Origin of the sequence: Arthrobacter sp. I3, from assembly GCF_000520575.1 — a bacterium.
GTDB classification, from domain to species: Bacteria; Actinomycetota; Actinomycetes; order Actinomycetales; family Micrococcaceae; genus Arthrobacter; species Arthrobacter humicola_A.
Window position 1 is genome coordinate 31,893 of the sequence record NZ_KI914918.1, and the last position, 26,647, is coordinate 58,539.

The window sequence follows — 26,647 nt, forward strand, 5'->3', positions numbered from 1 at the left end:
TAGGCGCCGTCGGCGAGCCGTTCCTCGATGCCGCGCAGCGCAGTGACCTTCAGGTCCCAGTCCTCCGGAACGGCCTCGACCACCAGCTGCCGGCCGGCGAAGTCGTCGTAGTCCACTGTGACCGCGAGCCGGGATACGATCTCGTCCAGGTTGCCGTCCACGGCGCCGCGCTCAATGCTCTTGGCGGCGGCGGACTCGACCCGCTCCCGGGCGGCCTCGGCCGACGCCTCGTCGCGCTCGACGACCACGACGTTGGCTCCGTTGATCAGGAAGGCGTGGGCGATGCCTGCGCCCATGCGGCCGCCGCCGAGGACTCCCACGGAGTGGGGAAGGTTGCTGTCGGGAAGATCACTGCTGGGAAGGTTGGCGGGGAGTACGGAGTTGCCCATGTCTATTTCTGCTTCCCTGGTTCTTTGGCTGACTTCTTTTCTGATTTCTTCGCTGATTTCTTATCCAGAAAAGCCTGCATACGGTCGAACTTGGCCTGGGATTCGAAGAGGATCCCCTGTGCCAGCTGGTCAATGAGGGGATGCGCCTCGGCCGGGGCATGGAACACGGATTTGGTGATCCGGACGGCGAGCGGATCCTGCGTGGCAATCCGGTCGGCGACGCTGTGGGCCGCGGCCATCAGATCGGACGGTTCATGGATTTCGGTGATGAGATTTACCGCGAGGGCACGTTCTGCGCGCAGCACGGAACCGGCGAGCAGCATTTCCTTGGCGACGGGCTCCCCCACGAGTTCCTTGAGGCGCCAGCTGGCGCCGGCGGCGGCCAGGATGCCGAGTCCGGTTTCGGGATTGCCGATCCGGACCGACGGGGTGCCGATCCGGAAGTCGGCGGCGTACGCCAGTTCGGCGCCGCCGCCAAGGCAGAAGCCGTCCAGTGCCGCGATGACGGGCATCGGCAGCTTGGCGATCCGGACGAAAATGGTGGAATTGATGCCCTGCAGGGCATCGTCGCGGCGGCGTTCGCGCAGCTGGCCGATGTCGGCGCCGGAGGCGAACACCCCGTCAGTGCCGGCGATGATGAGGACTTTGGGGTGCCGCTCGAGATGGGCGCAGACGGTGTGGAGTTCATCGACCATCTGCTGGTCGATCGCGTTGCGGACCTCGGGGCGGTTGAGCACCACCACCACGCGGTCCTCGCGCTCTTCGACCAGGAGCGTGCCGAAGCCCGCCGGGTCAAGGGCCGGTGCCGGGGCCGCCACTAGACGCGCTCCAGCAGCATGGCCGTGCCCTGGCCGACGCCGATGCACATGGTGGCGAGGCCGATCTTGGCGTTTTCGCGTTCCATCCGGCCCAGCAGTGTGATGGCGATCCGGGAACCGGAGGACCCCAGCGGGTGGCCCAGGGAGATCGCGCCGCCGTCGCGGTTCACGATCTCCGGGTCGAGGCCGAGCCGGCGCATGCTGGCCAGGGACTGGGTCGCGAACGCCTCGTTGAGCTCGACGGCGCCGAGGTCATCGACGCTGAGCCCGGAACGGGCGAGCACCTTCTGGGTGGCCGGAACCGGGCCGATGCCCATGATTTCGGGCTCGCAGCCGGCTGAGGCGCCGTCGATGATGCGGGCGCGGGCCGTGAGGCCAAGCTTCTGGATCGCGGCCTCCGAGGCAACGATGATGGCGGAGGCGCCGTCGTTGAGGGTGGAGGAGTTGCCGGCGGTGACGATCGAGCCGCCCTTGACTACCGGCCGGAGCCCGGCGAGGACGTCCATGGTGGTGCCGGCGCGGGGGCCCTCATCGGTGTCCACCACGGTCTCCCCCTTGCGGGTCTTGACGCTCACGGGGACGATTTCCTCGGCGAAGCGGCCGGCGGCGATGGCGGCCAGGGCGCGTTCGTGGGAGCGGACGGCGAAGGCGTCGGCGTCCTCCCGCGAGATGCCGTCAACCCGCCCCACTTCTTCTGCCGTCTCCGGCATGGAGTAGGTCATTTTGCCGTCCCGGGACAGCTCGCCCTTGGTGAACTGGGGGTTGACGAAACGCCAGCCGATGGAGGTGTCGAAGATTTCGCCCGGTTTGGCGAAGGCGGTCCGGGGTTTTTCCTGGACCCAAGGGGCGCGGCTCATGGATTCGACGCCGCCTGCGATCACGATGTCCGCGGCGCCGGACTTGATCATGTGGCTGGCCATGATGATGGCGCTGAGCCCGGAGGCGCAGAGCCGGTTCACGGTGATGCCGGAGATGTGCAGCGGCAGCCCGGCAAGGAGGGTGGCCATGCGGGCCACGTTGCGGTTCTCTTCGCCGGCGCCGTTGGCGTTGCCGAGGATGACCTCGTCGATGGTGTCCGGATCGACGCCGGCGCGGGCCACAGCCTCGCGGACTACCAGTGCGGCCAGGTCATCGGGGCGGACTGCGGAGAGGGCACCGCCGTAGCGGCCCACGGGAGTGCGGGCGCCGCCAACAAGAAAAGCCTCGACCATGAGAACATCCTTCACCAAGAAAGCGGGGTCGGCAGCAGAGTAATTTACCGACCGTTCGTTCTATAAAGATTACACGGCGGGGCAAGGGGGTCAACCGGATGCCTCCGGATTACGCGACGACGACGCCTAGATGAGCCGCGAGCAATGGCGCGAGCAGGGTGAGCTGGTGATCGTCGACGACGAGGCCGGACAGACTGCCCAGACCGCTGATGGTGCGGAAGTCGGTGCCCCGGAGGTCGAAGTCCTTGAGCCGGGCTCCGGTGAAATCGAGGGTGCCGATCGTGCAGTTCTTCAAGGCGACCCGCGTGGCGGTGCAGGAGCCCAGATCCAGCTCGTTAATGATGCAGTCGCTGATCTGCACGTCCGTGAGCTTGGATCCGCGCAGGTTCACGTAGTCGAGTTTGCCGCCGTCGATCCGCACGGACTGCCAGCCGCTTTCATAGAGCTCCGCCGATCCCCAGCGGGGGTTGCCGATCTCGACATCCCGCAGGCTGGTCCGGGCCGCCATCAGCACCGGGGCGTACGTCTCGGCCAGGATGCAGTCACGGAAAGTCGCGCCCCGCAGCTGCGTCTCATTGAAGGACACCCCGGTGAATTCGCACTCCGCAAAGTCCGTACCGCCCAGGTCCAGACCGTCTGCCGACGCGCGGCTGTAGCGGACGCCGTCGTACCGAACACCCCTCCGGAACTCCGGGGCAGGGTCGTCCTGCAGATCCCCGGGCCGGACCGGCGCGAGCCGGGGGGCGGTGACCTTGGGAGTTTTCTCCGCCGCGGTGCGCCGGACCATCACTGGCACTCGGCCTTGGCCGCGATGTCCGCCAGGTCTTTTGCAAGCGCCTTGCGGGTGATGCGCATCCCGAGCGGACCGAACACGGTGAGCATAATCCTGCTGAACCGGGTCGGTTTGATGACTTCGGCGCCAAAGGTCAGCGTGAGGTCGGTTCCGCCGCCGCGCTCCGCGAGCGCGAACCTGGTGGTGTAGTCGGCGCCGCCCTGGAGGGCCTTCACGGTGGTGCTGCCGCCCCGGCCGTTCGACGGCGCCTCGGACTGGGAAACCCACATCTCCACCGTTTCCGCGCGCCCCATCATGGTTCGGGTTTCCTTCCAGCGGGTGCCCACGGCATAGGGTCCGTCGGTGAGCATCTGGATCGATTCGACGCCGGACAGGGTCGCGGCAGATCCGGGAATGTCCGACACCACCGCCCAGACCGCGTCCGCCGGAGCCTTGATGTGCTGCGTGAGAGTGGTCTTGTGGTCCATGACCTCGAGCCTAGCCCGCGGGCCGGGGGGATTTCATCCTTTCGCGAACCGCCCCGCCGCTGCCGCGGACGACGCTCCGGACAATTACCCCGCGAGACCCCTTGAATTAGTAAGCATGCTTTGTGTTAGGCTGATCGGACAGTATTTTCAACCGGAACGAAAGGTGGCCTACACCATGGGTGTCGGAGACAAGATTCAGAACGAAGCAGAGCACCTCGGCGGCAAGGCCAAGGAAACTGCGGGAAACGCCACTGGCAACGACCAGCTGCGCGCCGAGGGCCAGAAGGACCAGGTTGTAGCCGACGCGAAGAAGGTCGGCGAAAACGTCAAGGACGCCTTCAAGAAGGACTAGTCCTTAGAACGTTGGCGGCGCCGGATCTTCCTTTGGGGGATTTCCGGCGCCGCTTTTTTGTGCCCGTGCAAGAATGGCCCCACAGCCGACGGAGGGGTCAGCATGGCACGGACACACGCAGGACGCGGCAAGCCCGCCACCCGCGATCTCAGCAATACTGACCTCGGCAGGTCCGGCGCCGCCGCCGGCGGTTCGCCGGCGCTGCGCGGCTACCTGGCGACGCCGCAGGGCGAAGGGCCGTTCCCCGCGGTCCTGATGGTCCATGAGGCGTTTGGCCTGGACGACATCACCGTCCGCCACGCCGACCGGATGGCGGCGGCCGGCTACCTGACACTGGCCGTAGACCTGTACAGCGACGGCGGGGCGCGCCGCTGCCTCGTCGCCACCATCCGCGCGCTGTCCGCGGGCGAGGGCCGGGCCTTCACCGATCTGGCCGCCGCCCGGGACTGGCTGCGAGAAACCGGCCGGACCACCGGCAAGATCGGTGTCATCGGCTTCTGCATGGGCGGCGGCTTCGCCCTGCTGCTGGCCAATGACGGCTTCGACGCCGCCGCCGTCAACTACGGACGGCGCCCGAAAGACCCCGGGGAGGCCCTCGCCGGCACCTGCCCGATCGTGGCCAACTTCGGCGGCCGGGACCGCACCCTGCCCGGCGAAGCGGCGAAACTCGCGGCCGTGCTCGACGGGCTGGGCGTGGAGAACGACGTGAAGGAGTTCCCGCACGCCGGGCACGCCTTCCTCAACGATGTGGAGACCGGGCCGAAGGTGCTGCGGCCGCTCATGCGGGTCATGGGCATCGGCCCGGATCCGGAATCGGCCCCGGAAGCCTGGCAGCGGATCGAGGACCACTTCGCCAAGCATCTGAACCCCAGCTGAGTCGCAGCAGGGGCTTTTGGTCCTCAAACGGCCCTGCCGCGACTTACTTGGGTGAGCGGGCGCCTGGCGTGAAACCATACGGAGCATGGCTCAGAAGATTGCGTACCAGGGTGAACCGGGCGCCAACTCCAATATTGCGTGCATGCAGATGTTTCCCGAACTGGAGAGCGTTCCCTGCGCGAGTTTCGAAGACGCTTTTGAACTGGTGGCCGTCGGCACCGCCGACCTGGCCATGATTCCGATCGAAAACTCCATTGCCGGCAGGGTAGCCGATATCCATGTCCTGCTGCCCCACTCCGGGCTGCAGATCGTCGGCGAGTATTATCTGCCCATTCACTTCGACCTGCTGGGCATCCCCGGCAGCACCATCGAGGCAGCCACCGAGGTCCACAGCCACCTCCACGCGTTGGGGCAGTGCCGGCGGCTGATCCGCTCCGCCAGCCTGCGCCCCGTGATCGCCGGCGATACCGCCGGGTCCGCCCGCGAAGTGCGCGACTGGAACGATCCCACAAAACTGTCGCTCGCTCCTCCACTCGCGGCCCAACTCTATGGCCTGGAAGTGCTCGCCTCCGCCGTCGAAGATGACCCTTCCAACACCACGCGATTCGTGGTTCTGGCACGGGAAAAGCCGCTGCCGGCCCGGGACATCCTGTCCGGACCGGCAGTCACCAGCTTTGTATTCCGTGTCCGGAATGTCCCCTCAGCCCTCTACAAGGCGCTGGGAGGATTCGCCACGAACGGGGTAAACATGACGCGGCTGGAAAGCTACATGGTGGGCAATGAATTTGCGGCCACGATGTTCATGGCCGACGTCGAGGGGCACCCCGAGGATTTGCCGCTCAGCCTGGCGCTGGAGGAACTGGAGTTCTTCACCACGGAGGTGCGCATCCTTGGCGTCTACCCCGCCGCGGAATACAGGTCCAGGCAGGCAGCCGGCCTCTGACCGCCAGCCTGGACAAACCTTTGCGAAGAAGGCCACCCCACGCGGTCACACCGCCGCGGCCCGCCCTGCCCGCAGCAGGGGTGCGAAGAACGCGGCAAGCTCCGCCGTCGCCGTCAGCGGCAGGACGTTGGCCACGTACTGGTCCGGGCGCACCACCACGATGACGCCGCCGCGGTCGATGCCGCGCAACTCAAAGATGTCCGCCGCCGGGTCGGTGCCGTAGACCTTTTCGAGGTAGGGGAGCCTGAACGGCCCCACCTCCGGTTTGAACACCGCGGGGACGTTGCCGATGTCGATGCCAGTGTGATCCTGCTGGTAGATCACCTTCACGTCGAACCAGGCGTCGCGGTCGGCCCCCGCGGGGGTGGCGGCGAGCGGCGAGTCCGGCGCGGTGGCCAGCCACGCGGCGAGGTCCGCGGCGGGCGACGGGGCCCCCGCCTGTTGTCCTGGCGCCGTCTGGCCCGCGAAGACGTAGATGCGCCAGCGGCCGTCCGCCGTGGCCTGGTGGCCGAGCTGGACCGGGTTGGTGTCGCAGACCCGCACAACGGGCGCGGACTTGAAGCGCTTGCCGACGGGAAAGCCGGTGGCCAGCTGCTGGTGCGTCGCCTCGGCGACGACCATCGACGGCGAGTACTCGGTCATGAAGCCGGCAGGGAACTCGGCGGTGCGCACGTAGAAGTCCTCGAGCTCGGAGGGGTTTTCAAACTCCTCGGGCTTCTTCGCCATGAGCGTCGACCACACCTTGTCGAAGTCGATCAGGTTCTTCGCGACCACCTGCCGCTCGGCCGAGTACGTGGACAGCAGGCTCTCCGGACTGCGTCCCTCCAGCACGTGGCCGAGCTTCCAGCCGATGTTGAAGCCGTCCTGCATGGAGACGTTCATGCCCTGGCCGGCCTTGGCGCTGTGCGTGTGGCATGCGTCGCCGGTGATGAACACCCGCGGCGTGCGGGTGCCCAACTCCTCCGGGAGGACGTCGTCGAACCTGTCGGTAAGGCGGTGGCCCACCTCGTACACGCTGTGCCAGGCCACGTTGCGCACGTCGAGCGTGTAGGGGTGGATGATCGCGTTGGCCTTGGCGATGATCTGTTCGATGGTGGTCTTGCGGACCGCACCGCGGTCGTCCGCGGCGACCTCGCCGAGATCGACATACATGCGGAAGAGATGCCCGCCCTCGCGCGGGATCAGCAGGATGCTGCCGCCGTCGTGGGACTGGATGGCGCACTTGAGCCGGATGTCGGGGAAGTCCGTGGAGGCGAGCACGTCCATGACGCCCCACGCGTGGTTGGCCTGGTCGCCCGCCATGGTGCAGCCGATCGAGTCGCGCACCTTGCTGCGGGCGCCGTCCGCGCCCACCACGTACTTGGCCCGCACGACGCGCTCCCGGCCCTCGTCAGGACCGGCGGTGTGCGCCAGCGTCACGGCGACCGGGTACTCGCCCTCGCCGGTGACCTCCAGGCCGCGGAACTCCAGCCCGTAGTCCGGGCTCATGCGGCTCGGGGACATGGCCATGAACTCGGCGAAGTAGTCGAGCACGCGGGCCTGGTTGACGATGAGATGCGGGAACTCGCTGATCCCGCCCGGGTCATCGAGGGTGCGGGCGCTGCGGACGATGTTCGAGGGGTCCGCGGGATCCGGCTTCCAGAACGCCATCTCCGTGATGCGGTACGCCTCGGCGATGATCCGCTCGGCGAAACCGAAGGCCTGGAAGGTCTCGACGCTGCGGGCCTGGATGCCGTCGGCCTGGCCGATCGCGAGCCGGCCCGGCCGGCGTTCCACGATCCGGGTGATGACGCCCGGGAACTGGGACAGCTGGGCCGCGGCGAGCATGCCGGCGGGGCCGGAGCCCACGATCAGCACATCGACCTCGTCGGGAAGCTGCGTGGGCCGGTCGATGCCGGTGCCGGCGGCCGGCTGGACCCGCGGGTCACCGGATACGTAGCCGTGGTGGTGGAAATGCACGGGCTTTCCTCACTTCGTTGTGTGGCGGCCTGTCGCCGACCTAGCGTGTTCGATATTAGAACGTGACGTTCGATAATAGAATTTCGGTCCCTGATCCAAAACTGTACGTCAGATATGACGCAGGTTACAAGTGCGCCAGATGGTCCCGGCAAATGCCCCCGCGAACATCCCCGCGCAAGGGGTTGACGCTCCCCGATTCCCGGTCCATAGTGTTTCGTATACGATTTCGTACTCGATGAGGAGTAACACTTGGAACAGGTCACCGACCACATCCTGGCCGCGGCCCGCAAGGTCATCGCGGTGCATATCAACTACCCCAGCCGGGCAGCCCAGCGCGGCCGCACACCCGAGCAGCCCTCCTACTTCCTGAAGCCGTCGTCGTCGCTGGCTCTCGGTTCGGCAGCAGCGCCTTCAACCGTGGAGCGCCCGGCCGGCTGCGAACTCCTCGGCTACGAGGGCGAGATCGCCCTGATCATCGGCAAACCCGCCCGCCGCGTGGGCCTCGAGGATGCGTGGAGCCATGTCGAATGGGTCACCGCCAGCAACGACCTCGGCGTCTACGACCTCCGCTACGCGGACAAGGGCTCCAACCTCCGCTCCAAGGGCGGCGACGGGTTCACGCCCGTGGGCCCGGGCCTGATCGCGGCAGACGCCGTCGATCCCGCCAAACTGCGGATCCGCACGTGGCACAACGGTGAACTGGTCCAGGACGACACCACCGGGGACCTGCTGTTCCCGTTCGCCCGGCTCGTGGCCGACCTGTCCCAGCTGCTCACCCTCGAAGAGGGCGACATCGTCCTCACCGGCACCCCCGCAGGGGCGTCAGTTGCCACACCGGGCGACGTCGTCGAGGTGGAAGTCAGCGCGACGACGGGAGGCGCCGCCGGCGGCGGGCTCACCGGTGCTGCACTGACCACCGGCCGGCTGGTCACCCGGGTGGCGGAAGGCACGACGCCGTTCGCGGACTTCGGCGCCCGGCCCAAGACCGATGATCTCCAGCGGGAGGAAGCGTACGGTTCCCGTGAAGCGGCCGGCCTCGCCGCCGCCCAGCCGTCAGGGATGCCGGGCCTGTCCCCGGAGCTCAAGGCCAAACTGGAGTCCGTCTGCACCGCCACCCTTTCCTCCCAGCTGCGCAAACGCGGCCTGAACAACGTCAGCATCGACGGCCTGACCTCCACCCGCCCGGAGCGGCGGATCGTGGGCCTGGCCCGGACCCTGCGCTACGTGCCCAACCGCGAGGACCTGTTCACGACCCACGGCGGCGGCTTCAACGCCCAGAAGAAGGCCATCGATTCCGTCAACGAGGGCGAGATCCTCGTGATGGAGGCGCGCGGCGAAAAGGGCACCGGCACGATCGGCGACATCCTGGCCCTGCGCGCCCAGGTCCGCGGCGCAGCCGCCATCATCACCGACGGCGGCGTCCGCGACTTCACCGCCGTGGCCGCCATGGACATGCCGACCTACTACGCCAACCCGCACCCGGCCGTGCTCGGCCGCCGGCACATCCCCTGGGACACGGACATCACCATCGCCTGCGGCGGCACCACCGTGCAGCCCGGGGACATCATCGTCGCGGACGCCGACGGGATCCTGGTGATCCCGCCGGCCCTCGCCGACGAGCTCGCGGACGACTCCATCGCTCAGGAACGCGAGGAAACCTTCATCGCCGAGATGGTGCAGCACGGCCACAGCGTGGACGGCCTCTACCCGCTCAACGCCGCCTGGCGGACCCGGTACCAGGAATGGGAAGCAGGCAAAGCCAATGACTGACACAGCCAGGGCCGCAGCCACGACGGCCGCGACCTCCGGCAGCAAATCCGAGCAGGCCTATGCGGCCGTCAAGGCCCGGATCGTGGACGGCACCTACTCCCCCGGCTACCGGCTGGTGCTGGCCAAGATCGCCGAGGACCTGGGCGTCAGCGTGGTCCCGGTCCGCGAAGCGATCCGCCGGCTCGAGGCCGAGGGCCTGGTCAAGTTCGAGCGGAATATCGGCGCCACCGTGTCCGGAATCGACCCCACCGAATACCTCTACACGATGCAGACCCTCAGCATCGTCGAGGGCGCCGCAACGGCACTCTCGGCCCCGCTGATCGGGGCGGCGGACGTGGCCCGCGCCCGGGCCGTCAACGCCGAGATGCGCGAGTGCCTGCAGCACTTCGACCCCGTCCGGTTCACCCGGCTGAACCAGGACTTCCACTCCGTCCTGTTCGAGCACTGCCCCAACCCGCACATCCTGGACCTCGTCCACCGGGGCTGGAACCGGTTGGCGTCGCTGCGCTCCTCCACGTTCCGCTTCGTTCCGGGCCGGGCCCACGAATCCGTGGACGAACACGAGGCCCTGCTGCAGCTCATCGAATCCGGCGCCAGCCCGGATGACATCGAAAAGGCCGCCCGCCGCCACCGCAGCGCCACCCTCGACGCGTACCTCGCCCAGACCAACGCGGGGTCACTTAGCGCCCATTGAGGCGCCCGGCATGGGCCGTAAGTGACCCCGCGTTGCACTATCAGTAAGGAAAAACAATGACGTTCACTGCCGCAGAAACCACCACCCACTACGTTCCGCAGGGCATTCCCACCCACATCCAGCACTACATCAACGGCGAATTCGTCGACTCCGTGGGCGGGGCAACCTTCGATGTCCTGGACCCGGTGTCCAATACCAACTACGCCACCGCTGCCGCCGGCCAGAAGGAAGACATCGACCTCGCCGTCGCCGCGGCCCGCGAGGCGTTCACCAACGGCCCATGGCCGAAGATGAAGCCGCGCGAGCGGGCCAGGATCCTAAACAGGATCGCCGACGCCGTCGAGGCCCAGGAGGCCCGCCTGGCCGAGCTCGAAACCTTCGACACCGGCCTGCCCATCACCCAGGCCAAGGGCCAGGCGCTGCGCGCGGCCGAGAACTTCCGCTTCTTCGCGGACCTGATCGTGGCCCAATTCGACGACGCCATGAAGGTCCCCGGCGCCCAGATCAACTACGTCAACCGCAAGCCCATCGGCGTCGCCGGGCTCATCACGCCGTGGAACACCCCGTTCATGCTCGAGTCCTGGAAGCTCGCCCCGGCCCTGGCCACCGGCAACACCGTGGTGCTCAAGCCGGCCGAATTCACCCCGCTCTCTGCCTCGCTCTGGGCGACGATCTTCAAGGACGCCGGCCTCCCCGACGGCGTGTTCAACCTCGTCAACGGCCTCGGCGAGGAAGCCGGCGACGCCCTGGTCAAGCACCCGGACGTCCCGCTGATCTCCTTCACCGGCGAAACCACCACCGGCCAGACGATCTTCCGCAACGCCGCGGCCAACCTCAAGGGCCTCTCCATGGAGCTCGGCGGCAAGTCACCGTGCGTCGTGTTCGCCGACGCCGACCTCGACGCCGCGATCGACTCCGCCCTCTTCGGCGTCTTCTCCCTCAACGGCGAACGCTGCACCGCCGGCTCCCGGATCCTGGTGGAGCGCGCCGTGTACGAGGAATTCTGCGACAAGTACGCCGCCCGGGCAAAAAACATCGTGGTCGGGGACCCGCACGACCCCAAGACCGAGGTCGGCGCCCTGGTCCACCCTGAGCACTACGCCAAGGTGGCCTCCTACGTGGAAATCGGCAAGACCGAAGGCCGGCTCCTGGCCGGCGGCGGCCGCCCCGACCACCTGCCCGAAGGCAACTACATCGCCCCCACCGTGTTCGCCGACGTCGCCCCGGACGCGCGGATCTTCCAGGAGGAAATCTTCGGCCCCGTCGTCGCCATCACACCGTTTGATACCGACGACGAAGCCCTCGCCCTGGCGAACAACACCAGGTACGGGCTCGCAGCGTACATCTGGACCCAGAACCTGACCCGCGCGCACAACTTCTCCCAAAACGTCGAGGCCGGCATGGTCTGGCTCAACAGCCACAACGTCCGCGACCTCCGCACCCCGTTCGGCGGCGTCAAGGCCTCCGGCCTGGGCCACGAGGGCGGCTACCGCTCGATCGACTTCTACACCGACCAGCAGGCCGTCCACATCACCCTCGGCACCGTTCACACGCCCAAATTCGGCGCCTAAGATTCCCGCCGGCGCCACCCAGACCCCTTTCAAAGAAGAGAGAGCACCATGACCAACTTCGTCCCCACCCCCACTGTCCCGGCCCCGGACATCGTCCGCTGCGCCTACCTGGAACTCGTGGTCACGGACCTCGCCAAGTCCCGCCAGTTCTATGTGGACCTGCTGGGCCTGCACGTCACCGAAGAAGACGAAAACACCATCTACCTGCGCTCCCTCGAAGAGTTCATCCACCACAACCTGGTGCTGCGCAAGGGGCCCGTGGCCGCTGCCGCCGCCTTCGCGTACCGGGTGAAGTCGCCGGCAGAGGTGGACGCGGCCGAGGCCTATTACAAGGAACTGGGCTGCCGAACCGAGCGCCGCAAGGAAGGCTTCACCAAGGGCATCGGCGACGCCGTCCGCGTCGAGGATCCGCTGGGCTTCCCCTACGAATTCTTCTACGAGACCGAACACGTCGAGCGTCTCACCCAGCGCTACGACCTCTACTCCGCCGGCGAACTGGTCCGGCTGGACCACTTCAACCAGGTCACCCCGGACGTCCCGCGCGGCCGGGCGTACCTCGAGGACCTGGGCTTCCGCGTCTCCGAGGACATCAAGGACTCCGACGGCGTCACGTACGCCGCGTGGATGCACCGCAAGCAGACTGTGCACGACACCGCCCTGACCGGCGGCAACGGCCCGCGGCTGCACCACATTGCCTTCGCCACGCACGAGAAGCACAACATCATCCAGATCTGCGACAAGATGGGCGCCCTGCGCATCTCGGACCGGATCGAACGCGGCCCCGGCCGGCACGGCGTCTCCAACGCCTTCTACCTCTACATCCTGGACCCGGACGGCCACCGCATCGAGATCTACACCCAGGACTACTACACCGGCGACCCGGACAACCCCACCATCACCTGGGACGTCCACGACAACCAGCGCCGCGACTGGTGGGGCAACCCCGTGGTCCCCTCCTGGTACACCGAAGCCTCCCTGGTCCTGGACCTCGACGGCAACCCCCAGCCCGTGATCGTCCGTGAGGAAAAGAGCGAGATGGCCGTAACCGTGGGCGCCGACGGGTTCTCCTACACCCGCAAGGAAGAGGACGGCTCCGCCGGAGAAGCGACGGGCTTCAAACTCGGGGCGCAGGTTTAGCGTGCTGGATCCCACGACGATCGAGGCCATCGCAGACGAACTGCTGGAAGCCGGCCGGAACCGCAAACCGGTCCCCCGCCTGACCACCCGCTACCCGGGGATGACGGTGGAGGACTCCTACGCAGTCCAACGGCTGTGGCGGCGGCGCAACGAGGACGCCGGACGGACCCTCGTGGGGCGCAAGATCGGCCTCACGTCCAAGGCGATGCAGGCCGCCACCGGCATCACCGAGCCGGACTACGGCGCCATCTTCGATGACATGGTGCTGGAAACCGGCTGCTCCGTGGACTGGGACCGGTACACCCATCCCCGGGTGGAGGTGGAGCTCGCGTTCGTGTTGAAGAAGGACCTCGCCGGTCCCGGCTGCACCATCTTCGACGTCCTGACCGCCACGGACTACGTGGTCCCGGCCCTGGAGATCCTGGACTCCCGGATCGAAATGGAGGGCCGGACCATCGTGGACACCATCGCGGACAACGCGGCGATGGGCGCCATGGTGATCGGCGGCAACCCCGTCCGCCCGGACGCCGTGGACCTGCGCTGGGTCTCCGCCATCCTCTACAAGAACCAGACCGTGGAGGAAACCGGCGTCGCGGCAGGAGTCCTGGACCACCCGGCCAACGGCGTGCACTGGCTGGCCAACAAGATTGCCGCCCACGGCGATGGCATGAAAGCCGGCGACATCATCCTCGCCGGCTCCTTCACCCGGCCCCTCTGGGTCTACAAGGGTGACACCGTGCACGCCGACTACGGACCCCTGGGGAGCATCACATGCCGCTTCGAGTAGAACCCGACGCAACCTTCAACCACGCCCTGCGCAACCAAACCGGCGCTGCCGGCCGGCCGCTGGCCGGGATGTGGGTGTGTTCGGGCAGTCCCCTGGTAGCTGAGCTTTGCGCCGGGTCCGGCCTGGACTGGCTCCTGATCGACGCCGAGCACAGCCCGAACGGCCTCGAATCCATCCTGGCCCAACTGCAGGCCGTGCACGGCTACCCGGTCCATCCGGTGGTCCGGCCGCCGGTGAATGACACGGTGCTCATCAAGCAGTACCTGGACCTGGGCGTCCAGAACCTGCTGATCCCCATGGTGAACTCGGCAGCCGAGGCGGAGGCCGCCGTGGCCGCCACCCGCTACCCGCCCCACGGCGTCCGCGGGGTGGGCTCGGCCCTTGCCCGCGCCGCGCGCTGGAACCGGATCCCGGACTACCTCGCCCGCGCCTCCGACACCGTCAGCGTCACCGTCCAGATTGAATCCGAAGCCGCGGTTGCCGCCGTGGAGAACATCCTGGCGGTGGAGGGCGTGGACGCGATCTTCCTGGGGCCCTCCGACCTCGCCGCCTCCATGGGCCTGTTGGGCCAGCAGGAACACCCACGGGTGCGCGCCGCCGTCGAACACTGCCTTGCCGCCGCCACAGCGGCCGGGAAGCCTGCCGGCGTGAACGCCTTCAACCCGTCAACGGCCCGCGGCTACATGGCCGCCGGCGCGGCGTTCGTTCTGGTGGGGGCCGACGTGTCCATCCTGGCCCGCGGCTCCGAGGCCCTCGCCGCCGACTTCATCCCACCGGACGCGGTGGCTGAGCCCGGCGGCACCCCCGCCAGCTACTGAAGGCTCTCCGCATTATGCGCGGTTAAACGCGACGGCGGCAGCCACCTTGCCAGGTGGCTGCCGCCGTCGCATTTCTGCGTGCCGGGACCGGTGGGTCCTAGCTGTAGAGCTCGCTCTTGGGCGCGTTGTTCTTGACCTTCTGCCAGCCCAGCCACAGCACCAGGGCGAAGAACGGAACGGTCGCCAGGGTCCACAGGCCCAGGTGGAAGACCTCGCCGGTCTTGCTGGTCATGGTGTCGAAGCCGATCAGCACGGTGATGGCCAGCAGTGCGACCAGCCCGGCCCAGCTGGTCCACGGCGAGCCCGGCATGGGCAGGCTGGAGACGCGGCCCTTCTGGTGGCGCAGCGCGATCTGGCTGGCGAAGATGGCGCCCCACGTGAAGATCACGCCGATCGAGGCGGTGTTCAGCGCGAGGTCGAAGGCGTGCGAGCCGCCCAGCCAGATGTTCAGCATGATGCCCACGAGGTAGAAAGCGGCGATCGCAAGGATGGCCGCGTACGGCACGTGGCGCTTGGACATCTTGGTGAGCCACTGCGGGGCATGCCCGTTGTTGGCCATCGTGCGGAAGACACGGCCGATCGAGTACAGGCCCGAGTTGCAGGAGGACAGCGCGGCGGTGATGACGATCATGTTCATCACGTCGCCCACCCAGCCGAGGCCCATCTGGCCAAACACGGTGACGAACGGGGACACGCCGGCCTTGTACTGGTCGGAGGGCAGCAGCATGGCCAGCAGCAGTACGGAACCGACGTAGAACACCACAATGCGCAGTACGACGGCGCGGATCGCCTTGGGCACTTCGCGCTTGGCGTTCTGCATCTCGCCTGCGGTGATACCGACGAGTTCGATGCCGTTGTAGGCGAAGATCACGGCGTTGAGCACGAGGACCATGACGAGGGCGCCCTTGGGGAACATTCCGCCGTCGTCGGCGAAGAGGTTGGCGACTGAGGCGTGGCCCGTGCCGACCTTGGCGTTGGTGACCACCATGAAGGTGCCAACGGCCAGAAAGATCAGGATGGCGCCGACCTTGAGGCAGGACGCCCAGAATTCAAACTCGCCGAAGGCCTTGACGCTGAGCAGGTTGACGGCCACGAGCAGCGCGAGGGCGGCAATCGCGGAGGCTTCCACCGGCACGTTGGGGAAGAAGAACTGGAAGTACAGGCCGATCGCGATCAGTTCGGCGATCCCGGTCATGCCCCAGTTGATGAAGTACATCCAGCCGGAGAGGAAGGCGCCCTTCTTGCCGAACATTTCGCCGGCGTAGCTGACGAAGGAGCCCGAGGTCTGGCGGTACATGATGAGTTCGCCCAGTGCCCGCATGAGCAGGTAGGCGATCACGCCGGCGATGGCGTAGGAGAAGATCAGCGCCGGGCCCGTGGAGGCCAGGCGTCCGCCGGCGCCCATGAACAGGCCGACGCCGATTGCGCCGCCCATCGAGATCATCGTTACGTGGCGCCCGCTCAGGGTCTTCTTATAGCCCTCGGCGCTGAGGGTCGAGTCGACGGCGGATTCCGCGGGCGCGCTCTGGAGTTCTGTGGGGGTAATTGATGGCACAACGGTTCCTTGTAGGTCGGATTATGGCCGGGACGGGACCGGGATTCGGTTACATTCCATTCGGGTTTCTGCCCAGTGGGACAGCAAGATGTACCGAACCTCACAAGGAGTCAAACCCTCGCGCGGCTCATCCATCGTACTGGAATTCCCGGACCGGCCGTGACGCGGGCAACAGCAGTCAGGCGCTATGCCAAATTAATGACACCTAATCCGCCAAATGGCCGAATAATGTTCTATTTGATCCGCACCAGCTCCGGCGAATCGTTCTGCTACGCCAGGGCGCCGTCCCGCATCGCGTACCGGAGCCAGTTCCCGGCGTCGTTTCCGTGCCCGCTTTCCTGCCTGGCGCCGTGCCTTGTTTCTCGGCTCGTTCCTCGCCTGGCGCAGGTGCTGAACCACTCACCCAGCGCGCGGTCGTGGCTGACCATGACGAGTGTCCCCGCGAACTCGGACAGGGCCGCTTCAAGCTGTTCCACCAGCACGGGCGCCAGGTGGTTGGTGGGCTCGTCCACCAGCATCGTCCCGAACCCGCCCAGCAGGAGCCGGGCCAGCGCCAGCCTGCGTTGCTGCCCCGCGGAAAGGCTGCCCACCGGCACGTGGAATTCGCTGGTCCGGAAGAGCCCCAGGCGAAGCAGCGCCTCGGCGTGCTCATCGATATTGCCGCCCAGGCCCGCGGCAAAGGCGGGCAGGAGCCGCAGTCCCGGGCGCTGCGGGAGTTCCAACTCCTGCTGCAGGTAGCCGATCCGGCCGTGCCTCACCACTTTGCCCTGGGCCGGTTCCAGCGTGCCGGCGAGGACGGAGAGCAACGTGGACTTCCCGGCACCGTTGGGGCCCGTAATGAGGATCTTCTGGCCGGCTTCCACCCGGAAGTCCGTGGGTGCCAGGCGGCCGGGCACCGCGACCCCCTTCGCCTCGAGCGCCGGGCCAACAGCTACGTCCGCCCGCAGATCCGTTGCCAGTTTCAGGGGCACCGGGGGACGGTCAATGGGGTTTGCCTCCAGCCGGCGCAGACGCTCCTGGGCGTTGCGGACCTTGCTGGTGGCCGCCTTCTGCCACGTGCCGGCCTTGAAGTCGAACCCCATCTTGTCGCCGTCGCGCTGGCGGGCGTAGCCCATCTTGCCGGCAACCGTGTCCGCCTGGAGCCGTTCGGCCGCCATCGCGTCCAGCCACCCGTGGTACTGCTGTGCCCAGCGCTGGCGCTCGGCAGCCTTCTCGCGCAGGTAGCCTTCATAGCCGTTGCCATACCGGTTGACCGACCGGCGCTCGGCGTCGACCTCAATCACGGTTGAGGCCACTTTGCGCAGCAGCACGCGGTCGTGGGAGACCACCACCACCGTGCCGCGGTGCGCGGCCAGCCGTGCCTCCAGCCAGGCCGTGCCGGACGCGTCCAGGTGGTTGGTGGGTTCGTCCAGGAGCAAAATGTCGGCGAGATCGGCGAGAACGCAGGCCAGCGCCACCCGTTCCTGTTCCCCGCCGGAGAGCGAGCCCAGTGTCCGCATCCGGTTCAGACCGCCCAGGCCAAGCCTGTCCAGCGCCGCTTCCACCCGGGATTCCGCGGCGTAGCCTTCCCGGAGCTGGTACTGCGTCTGCAGGTTTCCGTAGCGCTCCAGTTCGTCCGCTTCCGCGCCGGCCAGCCCGTCCTCCAGGCGGTCCAGCTCGGCCTCCAGCGCGCGGAGCGATTCCAGGGCGGCGTCGATCGCGTCGCTGACAGTGAACTGCTCCGGCATGCCATGGGTCTGGGCGAGGTAGCCCACGCGGCCGTGGCTGACGGACGTGCCCTCGTCCGGGGCCTCGAAACCGGCCAGGATCCGCAGCAGCGTGGATTTGCCCGCGCCGTTTTCGCCGACGATCGCCACATGTTCGCCAGCCGTGATGGCAACGTCGACGCCGGCAAAGAGCTGGCGGTCCCCATAGCCGTGGGATACGCCCGAAAGGCGGAGATGTTCGCTCAAGGAGTCCTCGCAGTAGGTGCCAGCCTGCCCGACGGCGGCTTGCGTCCTCAGTATGGCACCGCCGGCCGTCACTGGGCACTGAGGCCCTGAGGCCCTGGGCACTGAGGCGGGTGGCGCCGTCGGGCATCAGGTCTGCGATGGCGCCGCGGATCAGCTGGACCGCGTCCTCCTGCCTCGGCGCTAGGCTGGGGGCATGGGCACAGCTCTCCGTACACCACCCGCGCCGCAGCCGGAGCTTTACCGGTTCTCCCCGCTGGATTTCATCACTGTTGGACTCTATGTTGCCGTGGCCGGTCTATTCGCTGTGGCGGGCAGCCTGCTGGAGCCGCTGCTGCTGCAGATATCGCCCAATCCTGCGGTGGCGTCCTACGCGGTGAACCTGATCTTCTACGCAACGGTCGGCGCCCTTGCCCTGACCGCCGCGCGGCATGTTGCGGTCCGCGATCTCCGCGTCCTTGCCACAAGGCCCTGGTTCACGGCCCTGATGGTGCCGCTGACCGTCGTGGCGATGCTCATCCTCACCGCTGTTCTCGTGGCCCTCAGCGGACCGGTGCAGACCTCCGCCAACCAGGCGGGCCTCCAGGCGCTCATGCAGCAGGTCCCAGTCTGGCTCATGGTGCCGCTGCTGGTGCTAGTCGGCCCGTTCGTCGAGGAGTACATTTTCCGCCATTTGCTGATCGGCAAACTGAGCCGCAGGGTCAACCTCTGGGTCTGCTGCATCATGTCCGTGGTCCTCTTCGCGGCCCTGCACATCGTGGGCCAGGAGCAAATGACCCTGCAGGTGCTGATGCCGTACCTCGCCATGGGCGCCGTCCTGGTGTTCGTGTACGTCTGGACCGGGAAGAACGTGATGTTCTCCTACTTCGTCCACGCCTCCAAGAACCTCCTGGCGGTCATCTTCATCTACGCCATTCCGCCCGAGGTGCTTGAACAGCTGCAGCAAGTGCAGGGGTAACCGAAGCAGGGCCGGGCCTGAACCCTACCGCCGCAGGCCGCGACGTCGTAGGTTCTTCCCATGACACTGAAAATCCAGATAGTCGTCGACTGCAAAAACCCGCACGAGCTCGCCGACTGGTGGGCCGAAACCCTGGAATGGGCCGTGGAGCCGCAGGATGAGGCTTTCATCCACTCCATGATCGAGCAGGGCTTCGCGACCGAGGCGGAGACCACCACGCACCGGGGCAAGCTCGTGTGGCGCGAGGGCGCCGCGATCCGCCCGCCCGAGGAACTCGACGCCAAAGCGCCCGCCCACCGCGTTTTGTTCCAGATTGTCCCGGAGGAAAAGACAGTCAAGAACCGGGTCCATTGGGACGTGCGGCTCGCGGGAGGGGACAAGGACGCCGTGCGGGCGGCCCTTGAAGCGCGCGGCGCCACGTTCCTCTGGTCCGCCAACCAGGGGCCGCATTCCTGGCACACCATGGCGGACCCGGAAGGCAACGAGTTCTGCATCAGCTGACGCGATTACTAGACTCGGACTGTGAGCAACGAAATCCCCGCCAAGGTATCCGACGTCTTTGACCCCTCCCGGTGGCGCACCGTGTCCGGTTTCGACGACTTCCAGGACATGACCTACCACCGGCAGGTGGAGCGCTCCGCCGACGGGGAGGTGGTCCGGGACCTGCCCACCGTCCGCATCGCCTTCGACCGTCCCGAGGTCCGCAATGCCTTCCGGCCCGGCACCGTGGACGAGCTCTACCGCGCCATGGACCACGCCCGGATGACCCCGGACGTGGCCACAGTCCTGCTCACCGGCAACGGCCCCTCCCCCAAGGACGGCGGCCACTCGTTCTGCTCGGGCGGGGACCAGAGGATCCGCGGCCGCGACGGGTACCGGTACGCACAGGGCGAAACGACGGAATCCATCGATCCCGCCCGCGCCGGCCGGCTGCACATCCTGGAAGTCCAGCGGCTCATGCGCACGATGCCCAAGGTGGTCATCGCCGTCGTCAACGGCTGGGCAGCCGGCGGCGGGCACTCCCTCCACGTGGTCTCGGACCTCACCATCGCTTCCCGCGAGCACGGCAAGTTCAAGCAGACCGACGCCACCGTGGGAAGCTTCGACGCCGGCTACGGCTCGGCCCTCCTGGCCCGCCAGATCGGCCAGAAGTCCGCCCGGGAAATCTTCTTCCTGGCCCGTGAATATTCGGCCGAGGACATGGTCCGGTTGGGCGCCGTGAACGAGGCCGTGGAGCACGAACGCCTCGAGGAGGTCGCCCTGGAGTACGCCGCTGACATTGCCCGGCAGTCCCCGCAGGCCATCCGCATGCTCAAGTTCGCGTTCAACCTGGCCGACGACGGCCTGGCCGGCCAGCAGGTCTTCGCCGGCGAGGCGACCCGACTGGCGTATATGACGGACGAGGCCGTGGAGGGCAAGGAAGCCTTCCTCGAGAAGCGCGATCCCGACTGGTCCGCTTTCCCGTACTACTTCTAAGGCGCGCTGTGACTTCCGGAGCCATGAACATCGAGCCTGCGCTCAAGGCGCTGGCTGCTGCCCTCCACGGCGAGGGACCCGCCGTCGAACTCTCCGCCGGGCCGGACGGCTCGCCGGTGCTGGGATTCCCTGACACGGCCGGCATCGAGGACGCGGCCGTCGTGGTCCGGACCTCCGGGTCCACCGGCACGCCTAAGGCGACCGTCCTGACCGTCGATGCCCTGGCGGCCTCGTCTGTGGCGACAGCCTTTGCGCTCAAGGGCGAGGGCCAGTGGCTGCTGGCCCTTCCCGTCCAGTATGTTGCCGGCGTCCAGGTTCTGGTCCGCTCGCTCTTTGCCGGGACCCGCCCGTGGGTCATGGACCTGTCCGGCGGTTTTACGCCGGAGGCCTTCACCGCCGCGGCGCTGGAGCTCACGGACAAGCTCCGTTTCACCTCGCTGGTGCCCACTCAGCTCCAGCGCCTGCTGGACGCACCCTCCGCCGAGACGCTGGCGGTGTTGCGGCGCTTCAACGCCGTCCTGCTCGGCGGCGGACCCGCGTCCGCGGAGCTGCTCGACGCCGCCCGGGACGCCGGCGTGCGGGTGGTGACCACCTACGGCTCGTCCGAGACCTGCGGCGGGTGCGTGTACGACGGCTTCCCGCTCGAGGACGTCCTGGTCCGGGTGGAGGACGACGGCCGCATCCTGCTGGGCGGGGCAACCATTGCCGCCGGCTATCTTCAGGCCCCAGAGCTCTCGGCAGCGGCGTTCATCGAAGCCGACGGCGTCCGCTGGTACCGGACCAATGACCTCGGTGAACTGGACGCCGACGGCCGGCTCACCGTGCTCGGCCGGGCCGACGACGTCGTCATCACCGGCGGCGTCAAAGTTTCCGCCGCCCATGTCCAGGCTGAGCTGGAAAAGCTCGACGGCGTGCGGGCGGCTTTTGTCGCCGGCGTGCCGTCCGCAGAGTGGGGCCACGCCCTGGCCGCGTACGTCGCAGTGGCCGACAGTTCCCCGGAAGGGCTCGCGGCGTTCGCCGACCGCCGGAACCAGACCTGGGCACCGTCGCTCGGCGCACTGGCCCCGAAAACAGTGTTGCCCGCCGCGGAACTGCTCATGCTGCCCAACGGGAAACCGGACCGGCTGGGCATGACGGTCCTGCTGGACGCCCTCCATCAAGGAAAATAGACAAGCGCTTCCGGCTTCCGGCCGGCAACTCAAACCACCAACGAGCATTCAACCAACCAACGAGGTACTGACCGTGGCCACAGCCGCACAATGGATCCAAGGCGCCCGACTGCGCACCCTGCCGGCCGCAATCGCACCGGTGCTGATCGGCAGCGCAGCCGCCTACGAGATGGATTCGTTCATCCTGCTGAACGCCGTGCTGGCCGCCCTGGTCGCCCTGCTCCTGCAGATCGGCGTCAACTACGCCAACGACTACTCGGACGGGATCCGGGGCACAGATGAGGACCGGGTGGGTCCGCTCCGGCTGGTGGGCTCGGGCGCGGCCAGCCCGGAGCACGTCAAACGGGCCGCGTTCGCGGCGTTCGGGCTGGCGATGCTGTTCGGCCTGATCCTCGTGATCATCACGCAGGCCTGGTGGCTGATCCTGGTCGGCGTCGGCTGCGTGCTGGCCGCCTGGGGCTATACCGGCGGCAAGAACCCGTACGGCTACCTCGGCCTCGGCGACGTCTTCGTGTTTGTGTTCTTCGGCCTCGTCGCAACGCTGGGCACCACGTACACCCAGGCGGGGCAGCTGAGCCTGGCCGCGATCATCGGTGCGATCGGCACGGGGCTGATCGCGTGCGCCCTGCTGATGGCCAACAACGTCCGCGACATCCCGACCGACAGGAAGGCGGGGAAGAAGACCCTGGCCGTTCGGCTCGGGGACAAGCATGCGCGCGAAAGCTATGTGCTGATGCTGGCCGTCGCGATCCTGCTGGTCATCGTTCTGGCCCCCGCCCGGCCCTGGATGCTGATCGTGCTCCTGCTGATCCCCGCCAGCCTCATGCCGTCCTGGCTGATGATCGCCGGGCGGCGCCGCAAGAGCCTTATCCCGGTCCTGAAGCAGACCGGACTAATCAACCTCGGCTTCGCCGCCTTGTTTTCAATCGGGCTCGTCCTCAGCCACGGCTTCTAAGCCGGGGCTCTCGGGGACCAGTCGGGGGGTCTGAGCCGCGGCCTCCCGGTGCTTCCCACGGCTTCTAAGCCGGGGCTGCAGGGGACCAACCCGGGGGCTCAGGGCCGCGGTTGCCCGGGGCTTCCCGGGGCTTCCCGGGGCTTCCCGGGGCTGCAGGGGACCAGCCCAGGGGCTCAGGCCCCCGGTCTCCAGAGGATTCCCGCGGTTGCAGGGGACCAGCCCGGGGGCTCAGGCCCCCGGTTGCCGGGAATCTTTGGGGCGGTTGTCCGTGCGGACGGCAATGTCGGGGTTCTCGTCCACGAGGCGGTCTTCGGCCTCGGCGTCAGCCACTTCGCCTGCGCTGCGCATCGGCTTGGCCTTGCCCGAGAACCGGTGGTGGAGCGTCGCGGTGGCCGCGTCGCGCTGCTTCTGGAAGAACAGGAAGCTGACGGCGAAGGACATCATTCCGGCGCACAGGGCGGCCAGGAGCACCCCCAGCTGCAGGTAGAGAAAGAGCGCAAACAAGGGCGCAAACAGCGCCAGTCGAATAAGGGTGTATTTGAGGAAAGCCACGCCTCAAGTTTAGCCGCCAGGACGGCGCGCTGCTTCGGCCATCCCGCTCCCCTCGTCCGCGGTGCCGGCAGCCAGCACCCGGGCATAGTGACCGGCGCCGTCGAGGCGCCCGACGGCTAGACTGAAGATATGCTCCGTGTAGTGGTTCCGATCGTCATACTGGCCGTGTTTGTCTATGGACTGGTGGACCTCATCCGCACTGACGCGCGGCTGACCAGGGGCATCTCCAAGACCGCCTGGATTTTCGTGCAGGTCCTCCTCCCCGTGGTCGGCGCCACCCTGTGGTTTCTCATGGGACGCCCCCGCGCCACGGACACCGCACCGGTCGCCTACAGCCACCCGGTAGCGCCCGATGACGACCCCGAATTCCTGCGCAACCTTGAGATCCGCCACCGCAACCAGGCCGAGGCCGACAGGCTCAAGAAGCTCAAGGAAGAACTCGACGCCAAGGACCGCAAGCACGACGCCGGCAACGCGGAAGCCGGCGGCAGCGAAGGCGCCGGCGGTGCCCACGAACCCGGCGACGCCGGAACGCCCGGCACCGACGAGGTCAAGTAACAGTCACGTAGCAGTCAAATAGCACCGTTCCGTGCATCCAACTGCGGCCGTTCGCCGCATATGGCCGGAATCCCACGCTCAAAGCGGCCATCTCCGGCAAATGGCCGCCACGGGAAAACAGCCGCCCCTCATTCGCGCCAGCCCCTGCTGCCCACACCACCTCTGGCCATTGTGTACGCGCACCAGGCCCAGACGCCCCTTTCCCATCTCCGGCCGTCCCCCGTCACACCCCGGGCATCCAACTGCGGCCGTTCGCCGCAGATGGCCGGAATCCCACGCTCAAAGCGGCCACCTCCGGCAAACCGCCGCCTCGCATCCGCACCCGCTCCTGCTGCCCACACCGGCCACTCCTCCCCCACACCCTTCCCGCGCTGTGGATAACCTGCAAGCCCCTTCGGCGCGGGCGCAGAATGCCCGTATGCGCCCGCCCAGTGAGCTCCCCCCGCATCTTCGAAACCAGCCCTTCACCGTGGCCGAGGCCCGCACTGCCGGGGTGGGGCGACGACGGACCCGGGCCAGGGATCTCGTCAGCCCCTGTTACGGGGTGCGCGCCACGGCCGCCACCCCGGACAGTTTGCTGAAACGTGTGCATGCCCTGACTGCCGTGACGGGCGCAATCGTGAGCCACCTGTCTGCGGCAGTGTTGTGGGGATTTCCCCTGCCGCAGGCCTTGGAGAACCTGGCTGTCATCCATCTGACGAGTCGGCCGGGCCAGCGGGCGGTGCGGCATAAGAATGTGGTGGGCCATCAGCAGGCACTCGAACCGGAGGAGATCGTAACTGGGGTGAGGGTTAGCTGCACCTCCCCACTGCGGACGTGGTTCGATCTCGCAGGCATCCTAGGCCTCGATGACTTGGTAGTCGCCGGGGATTTCCTGCTGCGGCGGAGAAATCCATTGACCACGATCCATGAGCTGGACGCGTTCCTCGCCGCGAAGCAAGGCAGGGCGGGCTACCGGCGCGCCATGCGGGCCCGGTCCCTGATTCGCGCCGACACGGACTCCCCCAAAGAGACCGAACTCCGGCTGCTCCTGATTCGGCATGGCCTGCCCGAACCCGCAATCAACGTGCCAATGTTCGATGAGACCGGCGGCTGGATCCAGGACCCGGACCTCGCCTACGAAGAAGAAAAGATCGCAATTCAGTACGACGGCGGGCATCACGCCAGTCCGGCCCAGCGTCGCAGCGACATCTTCCGGGATGAGAACGCCAGGGATGCCGGGTGGCGCGTCGTCGTCTTGACCCAATGGCACTTGACCCCGCCCGGCCCTGGGATGGAGCCGGCCGCGGCTACCCGCGTGCGTGCGGCGCTGTTGGAGCGCGGCTGGACTCCCGGCCCAAGCCCGAAGCCCGGGCAACGTCACCGTGCCCGCCCCCAACCTCACCCATCTGACACAGATGGCCGCTAGTCACGGGGCATAGAGGCCATCTGTGGCAAATCGAGACAGCGGGCCCGCGCAGCCCCCTCCGGGCCCGCGTCCAAACGCGCCGTCCGCAGCTCGCGGCCGAGGCAGACGCACCCTGGCGCCCCCACGGCATGCCGCACTGCCCTAATCGCCGTGCAGCGCACCAATCTGACGCGGATGGCCGCTAAGCGCCTCGGCTTAGCGGCCATCTGTGGCGAATCGATGGGGGGGCGGGCCCGCGCAGCCCCGGAAGCACCCGCCCGAAGCCCCTCAGCCATGCCCAGCGCGCCCAGCTGCCAGCACGCAGATGTCCGCCACGCCACGCCATGCCGCACTGCCCCACCCCCCGCGCAGCGCGCCCACCTGACACGAATGGCCGCTAAGCACGGGGCATAGCGGCCATCTGTGGCAAATCGAGAGAGTTCGGGCCCGCGCAGCCCCGGAAGCACCCGGCCCGGGTGCGGTTACGGCCCGGGTGCGGTTACGGCCCGGGTGCGGTTATGGGCTGGGGTGCGGCTTACAGTCCCGAGTAGGAGTGCAGGCCGTTGAAGAACTGGTTCACGATCGTGAAGTTGAAGACCACGCACAGGTAGCCGACGATCGACAGCCAGGCGGCTCGGGTTCCGGTCCAGCCGCGGGTGGCGCGGGCGTGCAGGTATCCGGCGTAGACCACCCAGATCACGAACGTCCAGACTTCCTTCGTGTCCCAGCCCCAGAACCGGCCCCAGGCTTTCTCCGCCCAGATGGCGCCGAACATAAGCGTAAACGTCCAGCCGACGAACGCGATCGCGTTGATGCGGTAGGACAGGTTCTCCAGGCTCAGGGCGTTCGGGACCAGGCGCATGAACCCGAGCTTGTCGGCTCCGCCGGCGGCGATGGTCTTCTGCCGGTGCGACTGCACGAGCTGCAGCGCGGACATCGCGAAGGTCAGGGTGAACAGGGCCGAGGACATTACCAGGCGCATGAACCCGAGCTTGTCGGCTCCGCCGGCGGCGATGGTCTTCTGCCGGTGCGACTGCACGAGCTGCAGCGCGGACATCGCGAAGGTCAGGGTGAACAGGGCCGAGGACATTACCGCGATGGAAACGTGGATGATCAGCCAGTAGCTCTGCAGCGCCGGCACGAGGTGGCCCACGGGGGTCCAGAACGCGATGGAGGCGGCAACCAGCATGATGATGGCCAGTCCGATCACGAACGTGCCCAGGAAGCGCAGGTCGCGGCGGATCAGCACCAGCAGGAAGACGGCCACGGCCACGAACGCGCCCGTGGTGAGGAATTCGTACATGTTGCCCCACGGCACCCGGCCGGCACCGAGCGCGCGGGTGATCACGCCGGCCGCATGAATCGCGGCGCCGAGGACGGTCAGCGCGACGGCGACGCGGGCGGGGGCACGCCGCTCACCGGCGTAGCGCATGCTGCCGTCGGCGGTCTGGCCCGCGCCTGCGGCGGTGCCCGGGCGGGAGGTGGCCGACGTCGGACGCTCGG

At 67.6% G+C, this 26,647-nt stretch carries 26 protein-coding genes; 16 read left to right on the forward strand and 10 right to left on the reverse strand.

Going from position 1 to position 26,647, the window contains the following annotated elements; genetic code table 11:
• The 5 genes from Y706_RS24640 to Y706_RS0109390 form a co-directional block, all read right to left on the reverse strand.
• A partial coding sequence (locus Y706_RS24640) for a 3-hydroxyacyl-CoA dehydrogenase NAD-binding domain-containing protein (RefSeq protein ID WP_043435726.1) occupies positions 1–389 on the reverse strand: 389 nt, incomplete at its 3' end.
• A gap of 2 nt (positions 390–391) precedes the next feature.
• Positions 392–1,207: an enoyl-CoA hydratase/isomerase family protein gene (locus Y706_RS0109375; RefSeq protein WP_028276390.1), complete on the reverse strand. Its 816-nt coding sequence runs from the start codon at positions 1,205–1,207 to the stop codon at positions 392–394.
• The gene (locus tag Y706_RS0109380) at positions 1,207–2,418 is read right to left on the reverse strand and encodes a thiolase family protein (protein ID WP_028276391.1); all 1,212 of its coding nucleotides are present in this window, start codon (positions 2,416–2,418) and stop codon (positions 1,207–1,209) included. The genes Y706_RS0109375 and Y706_RS0109380 overlap by 1 nt, the downstream gene beginning before the upstream one ends.
• 109 nt (positions 2,419–2,527) lie before the next feature.
• On the reverse strand, positions 2,528–3,205 hold the full coding sequence (locus tag Y706_RS0109385) for a pentapeptide repeat-containing protein (protein WP_028276392.1): 678 nt from the start codon (positions 3,203–3,205) through the stop codon (positions 2,528–2,530).
• On the reverse strand, positions 3,205–3,678 hold the full coding sequence (locus tag Y706_RS0109390) for an SRPBCC family protein (RefSeq protein ID WP_028276393.1): 474 nt from the start codon (positions 3,676–3,678) through the stop codon (positions 3,205–3,207). The genes Y706_RS0109385 and Y706_RS0109390 overlap by 1 nt, the downstream gene beginning before the upstream one ends.
• A 175-nt stretch (positions 3,679–3,853) precedes the next feature.
• Between Y706_RS0109390 and Y706_RS24645 the strand changes: the two genes are divergently transcribed.
• From Y706_RS24645 to Y706_RS0109405, 3 genes are all read left to right on the forward strand, one after another.
• Positions 3,854–4,030 carry a CsbD family protein gene (locus Y706_RS24645; protein ID WP_043435744.1) on the forward strand — a complete coding sequence of 59 codons (177 nt, stop codon included), beginning with the start codon at positions 3,854–3,856 and terminating at the stop codon, positions 4,028–4,030.
• Positions 4,031–4,132: 102 nt separating this feature from the next.
• A complete protein-coding gene (locus tag Y706_RS0109400; protein ID WP_028276394.1) occupies positions 4,133–4,906 on the forward strand; it encodes a dienelactone hydrolase family protein in 774 nt (257 codons plus the stop codon).
• Between the two features lie 85 nt (positions 4,907–4,991).
• Positions 4,992–5,849 (forward strand): prephenate dehydratase, encoded by an 858-nt coding sequence (locus Y706_RS0109405; protein WP_028276395.1) that lies wholly within the window; start codon positions 4,992–4,994, stop codon positions 5,847–5,849.
• Between the two features lie 45 nt (positions 5,850–5,894).
• Here Y706_RS0109405 and Y706_RS0109410 read toward each other — a convergent pair whose 3' ends face one another.
• Positions 5,895–7,808, reverse strand: coding sequence for an FAD-binding monooxygenase (locus Y706_RS0109410; RefSeq protein ID WP_028276396.1), 1,914 nt, complete (start codon positions 7,806–7,808; stop codon positions 5,895–5,897).
• A 249-nt stretch (positions 7,809–8,057) separates the two neighbouring features.
• On the opposite strand from Y706_RS0109410, the gene Y706_RS0109415 reads away from it, so the two are divergent.
• The 6 genes from Y706_RS0109415 to Y706_RS0109440 are packed head-to-tail and all read left to right on the forward strand — an operon-like array spanning position 8,058 to position 14,585.
• Positions 8,058–9,578 carry a fumarylacetoacetate hydrolase family protein gene (locus Y706_RS0109415; protein ID WP_028276397.1) on the forward strand — a complete coding sequence of 507 codons (1,521 nt, stop codon included), beginning with the start codon at positions 8,058–8,060 and terminating at the stop codon, positions 9,576–9,578.
• Positions 9,571–10,272 (forward strand): GntR family transcriptional regulator, encoded by a 702-nt coding sequence (locus Y706_RS0109420; protein ID WP_028276398.1) that lies wholly within the window; start codon positions 9,571–9,573, stop codon positions 10,270–10,272. Before Y706_RS0109415 ends, Y706_RS0109420 begins: the two co-directional genes overlap by 8 nt.
• Before the next feature lie 56 nt (positions 10,273–10,328).
• Positions 10,329–11,843, forward strand: a complete 1,515-nt coding sequence (gene hpaE, locus Y706_RS0109425) for a 5-carboxymethyl-2-hydroxymuconate semialdehyde dehydrogenase (protein ID WP_028276399.1) — start codon at positions 10,329–10,331, stop codon at positions 11,841–11,843.
• 48 nt (positions 11,844–11,891) lie between these two features.
• Entirely contained in the window at positions 11,892–12,980 is a 1,089-nt protein-coding gene (gene hpaD, locus Y706_RS0109430) for a 3,4-dihydroxyphenylacetate 2,3-dioxygenase (RefSeq protein ID WP_028276400.1), read from the forward strand.
• Position 12,981: 1 nt separating this feature from the next.
• A complete protein-coding gene (gene hpaH / locus Y706_RS0109435) occupies positions 12,982–13,767 on the forward strand; it encodes a 2-oxo-hept-4-ene-1,7-dioate hydratase (protein WP_028276401.1) in 786 nt (261 codons plus the stop codon).
• Entirely contained in the window at positions 13,752–14,585 is an 834-nt protein-coding gene (locus Y706_RS0109440; RefSeq protein WP_028276402.1) for an aldolase/citrate lyase family protein, read from the forward strand. The genes hpaH and Y706_RS0109440 overlap by 16 nt, the downstream gene beginning before the upstream one ends.
• A 97-nt stretch (positions 14,586–14,682) precedes the next feature.
• On the opposite strand, the gene Y706_RS0109445 is transcribed toward Y706_RS0109440, so the two are convergent.
• Positions 14,683–16,140: an amino acid permease gene (locus tag Y706_RS0109445; RefSeq protein WP_028276403.1), complete on the reverse strand. Its 1,458-nt coding sequence runs from the start codon at positions 16,138–16,140 to the stop codon at positions 14,683–14,685.
• Positions 16,141–16,409: 269 nt separating this feature from the next.
• Positions 16,410–18,092 (reverse strand): ABC-F family ATP-binding cassette domain-containing protein, encoded by a 1,683-nt coding sequence (locus Y706_RS0109450; protein WP_028276404.1) that lies wholly within the window; start codon positions 18,090–18,092, stop codon positions 16,410–16,412.
• Positions 18,093–18,285: 193 nt separating this feature from the next.
• On the opposite strand from Y706_RS0109450, the gene Y706_RS0109455 reads away from it, so the two are divergent.
• From Y706_RS0109455 to Y706_RS0109475, 5 genes are all read left to right on the forward strand, one after another.
• Positions 18,286–19,047, forward strand: coding sequence for a CPBP family intramembrane glutamic endopeptidase (locus tag Y706_RS0109455; protein ID WP_028276405.1), 762 nt, complete (start codon positions 18,286–18,288; stop codon positions 19,045–19,047).
• A gap of 60 nt (positions 19,048–19,107) precedes the next feature.
• Positions 19,108–19,548 (forward strand): VOC family protein, encoded by a 441-nt coding sequence (locus tag Y706_RS0109460; protein ID WP_028276406.1) that lies wholly within the window; start codon positions 19,108–19,110, stop codon positions 19,546–19,548.
• A gap of 21 nt (positions 19,549–19,569) precedes the next feature.
• A complete protein-coding gene (locus tag Y706_RS0109465) occupies positions 19,570–20,523 on the forward strand; it encodes a 1,4-dihydroxy-2-naphthoyl-CoA synthase (RefSeq protein ID WP_028276407.1) in 954 nt (317 codons plus the stop codon).
• A 23-nt stretch (positions 20,524–20,546) separates the two neighbouring features.
• Complete coding sequence (locus Y706_RS0109470; RefSeq protein WP_043435730.1) at positions 20,547–21,692, forward strand: AMP-binding protein; 1,146 nt, start codon at positions 20,547–20,549, stop codon at positions 21,690–21,692.
• A 73-nt stretch (positions 21,693–21,765) separates the two neighbouring features.
• Complete coding sequence (locus Y706_RS0109475; RefSeq protein WP_028276409.1) at positions 21,766–22,647, forward strand: 1,4-dihydroxy-2-naphthoate polyprenyltransferase; 882 nt, start codon at positions 21,766–21,768, stop codon at positions 22,645–22,647.
• A 228-nt stretch (positions 22,648–22,875) separates the two neighbouring features.
• Here Y706_RS0109475 and Y706_RS0109480 read toward each other — a convergent pair whose 3' ends face one another.
• Complete coding sequence (locus tag Y706_RS0109480) at positions 22,876–23,199, reverse strand: DUF4229 domain-containing protein (RefSeq protein WP_018775060.1); 324 nt, start codon at positions 23,197–23,199, stop codon at positions 22,876–22,878.
• Positions 23,200–23,328: 129 nt separating this feature from the next.
• Here Y706_RS0109480 and Y706_RS0109485 point away from each other — a divergent pair, with 129 nt between their 5' ends.
• Positions 23,329–23,757 (forward strand): PLD nuclease N-terminal domain-containing protein, encoded by a 429-nt coding sequence (locus Y706_RS0109485; RefSeq protein ID WP_028276410.1) that lies wholly within the window; start codon positions 23,329–23,331, stop codon positions 23,755–23,757.
• 604 nt (positions 23,758–24,361) lie between these two features.
• On the forward strand, positions 24,362–25,165 hold the full coding sequence (locus Y706_RS24650) for an endonuclease domain-containing protein (protein ID WP_253906750.1): 804 nt from the start codon (positions 24,362–24,364) through the stop codon (positions 25,163–25,165).
• A 514-nt stretch (positions 25,166–25,679) separates the two neighbouring features.
• Here Y706_RS24650 and ccsB read toward each other — a convergent pair.
• Positions 25,680–26,647 (reverse strand): c-type cytochrome biogenesis protein CcsB (gene ccsB, locus Y706_RS0109495; RefSeq protein ID WP_028276411.1); only part of this gene is annotated, 968 nt, incomplete at its 5' end.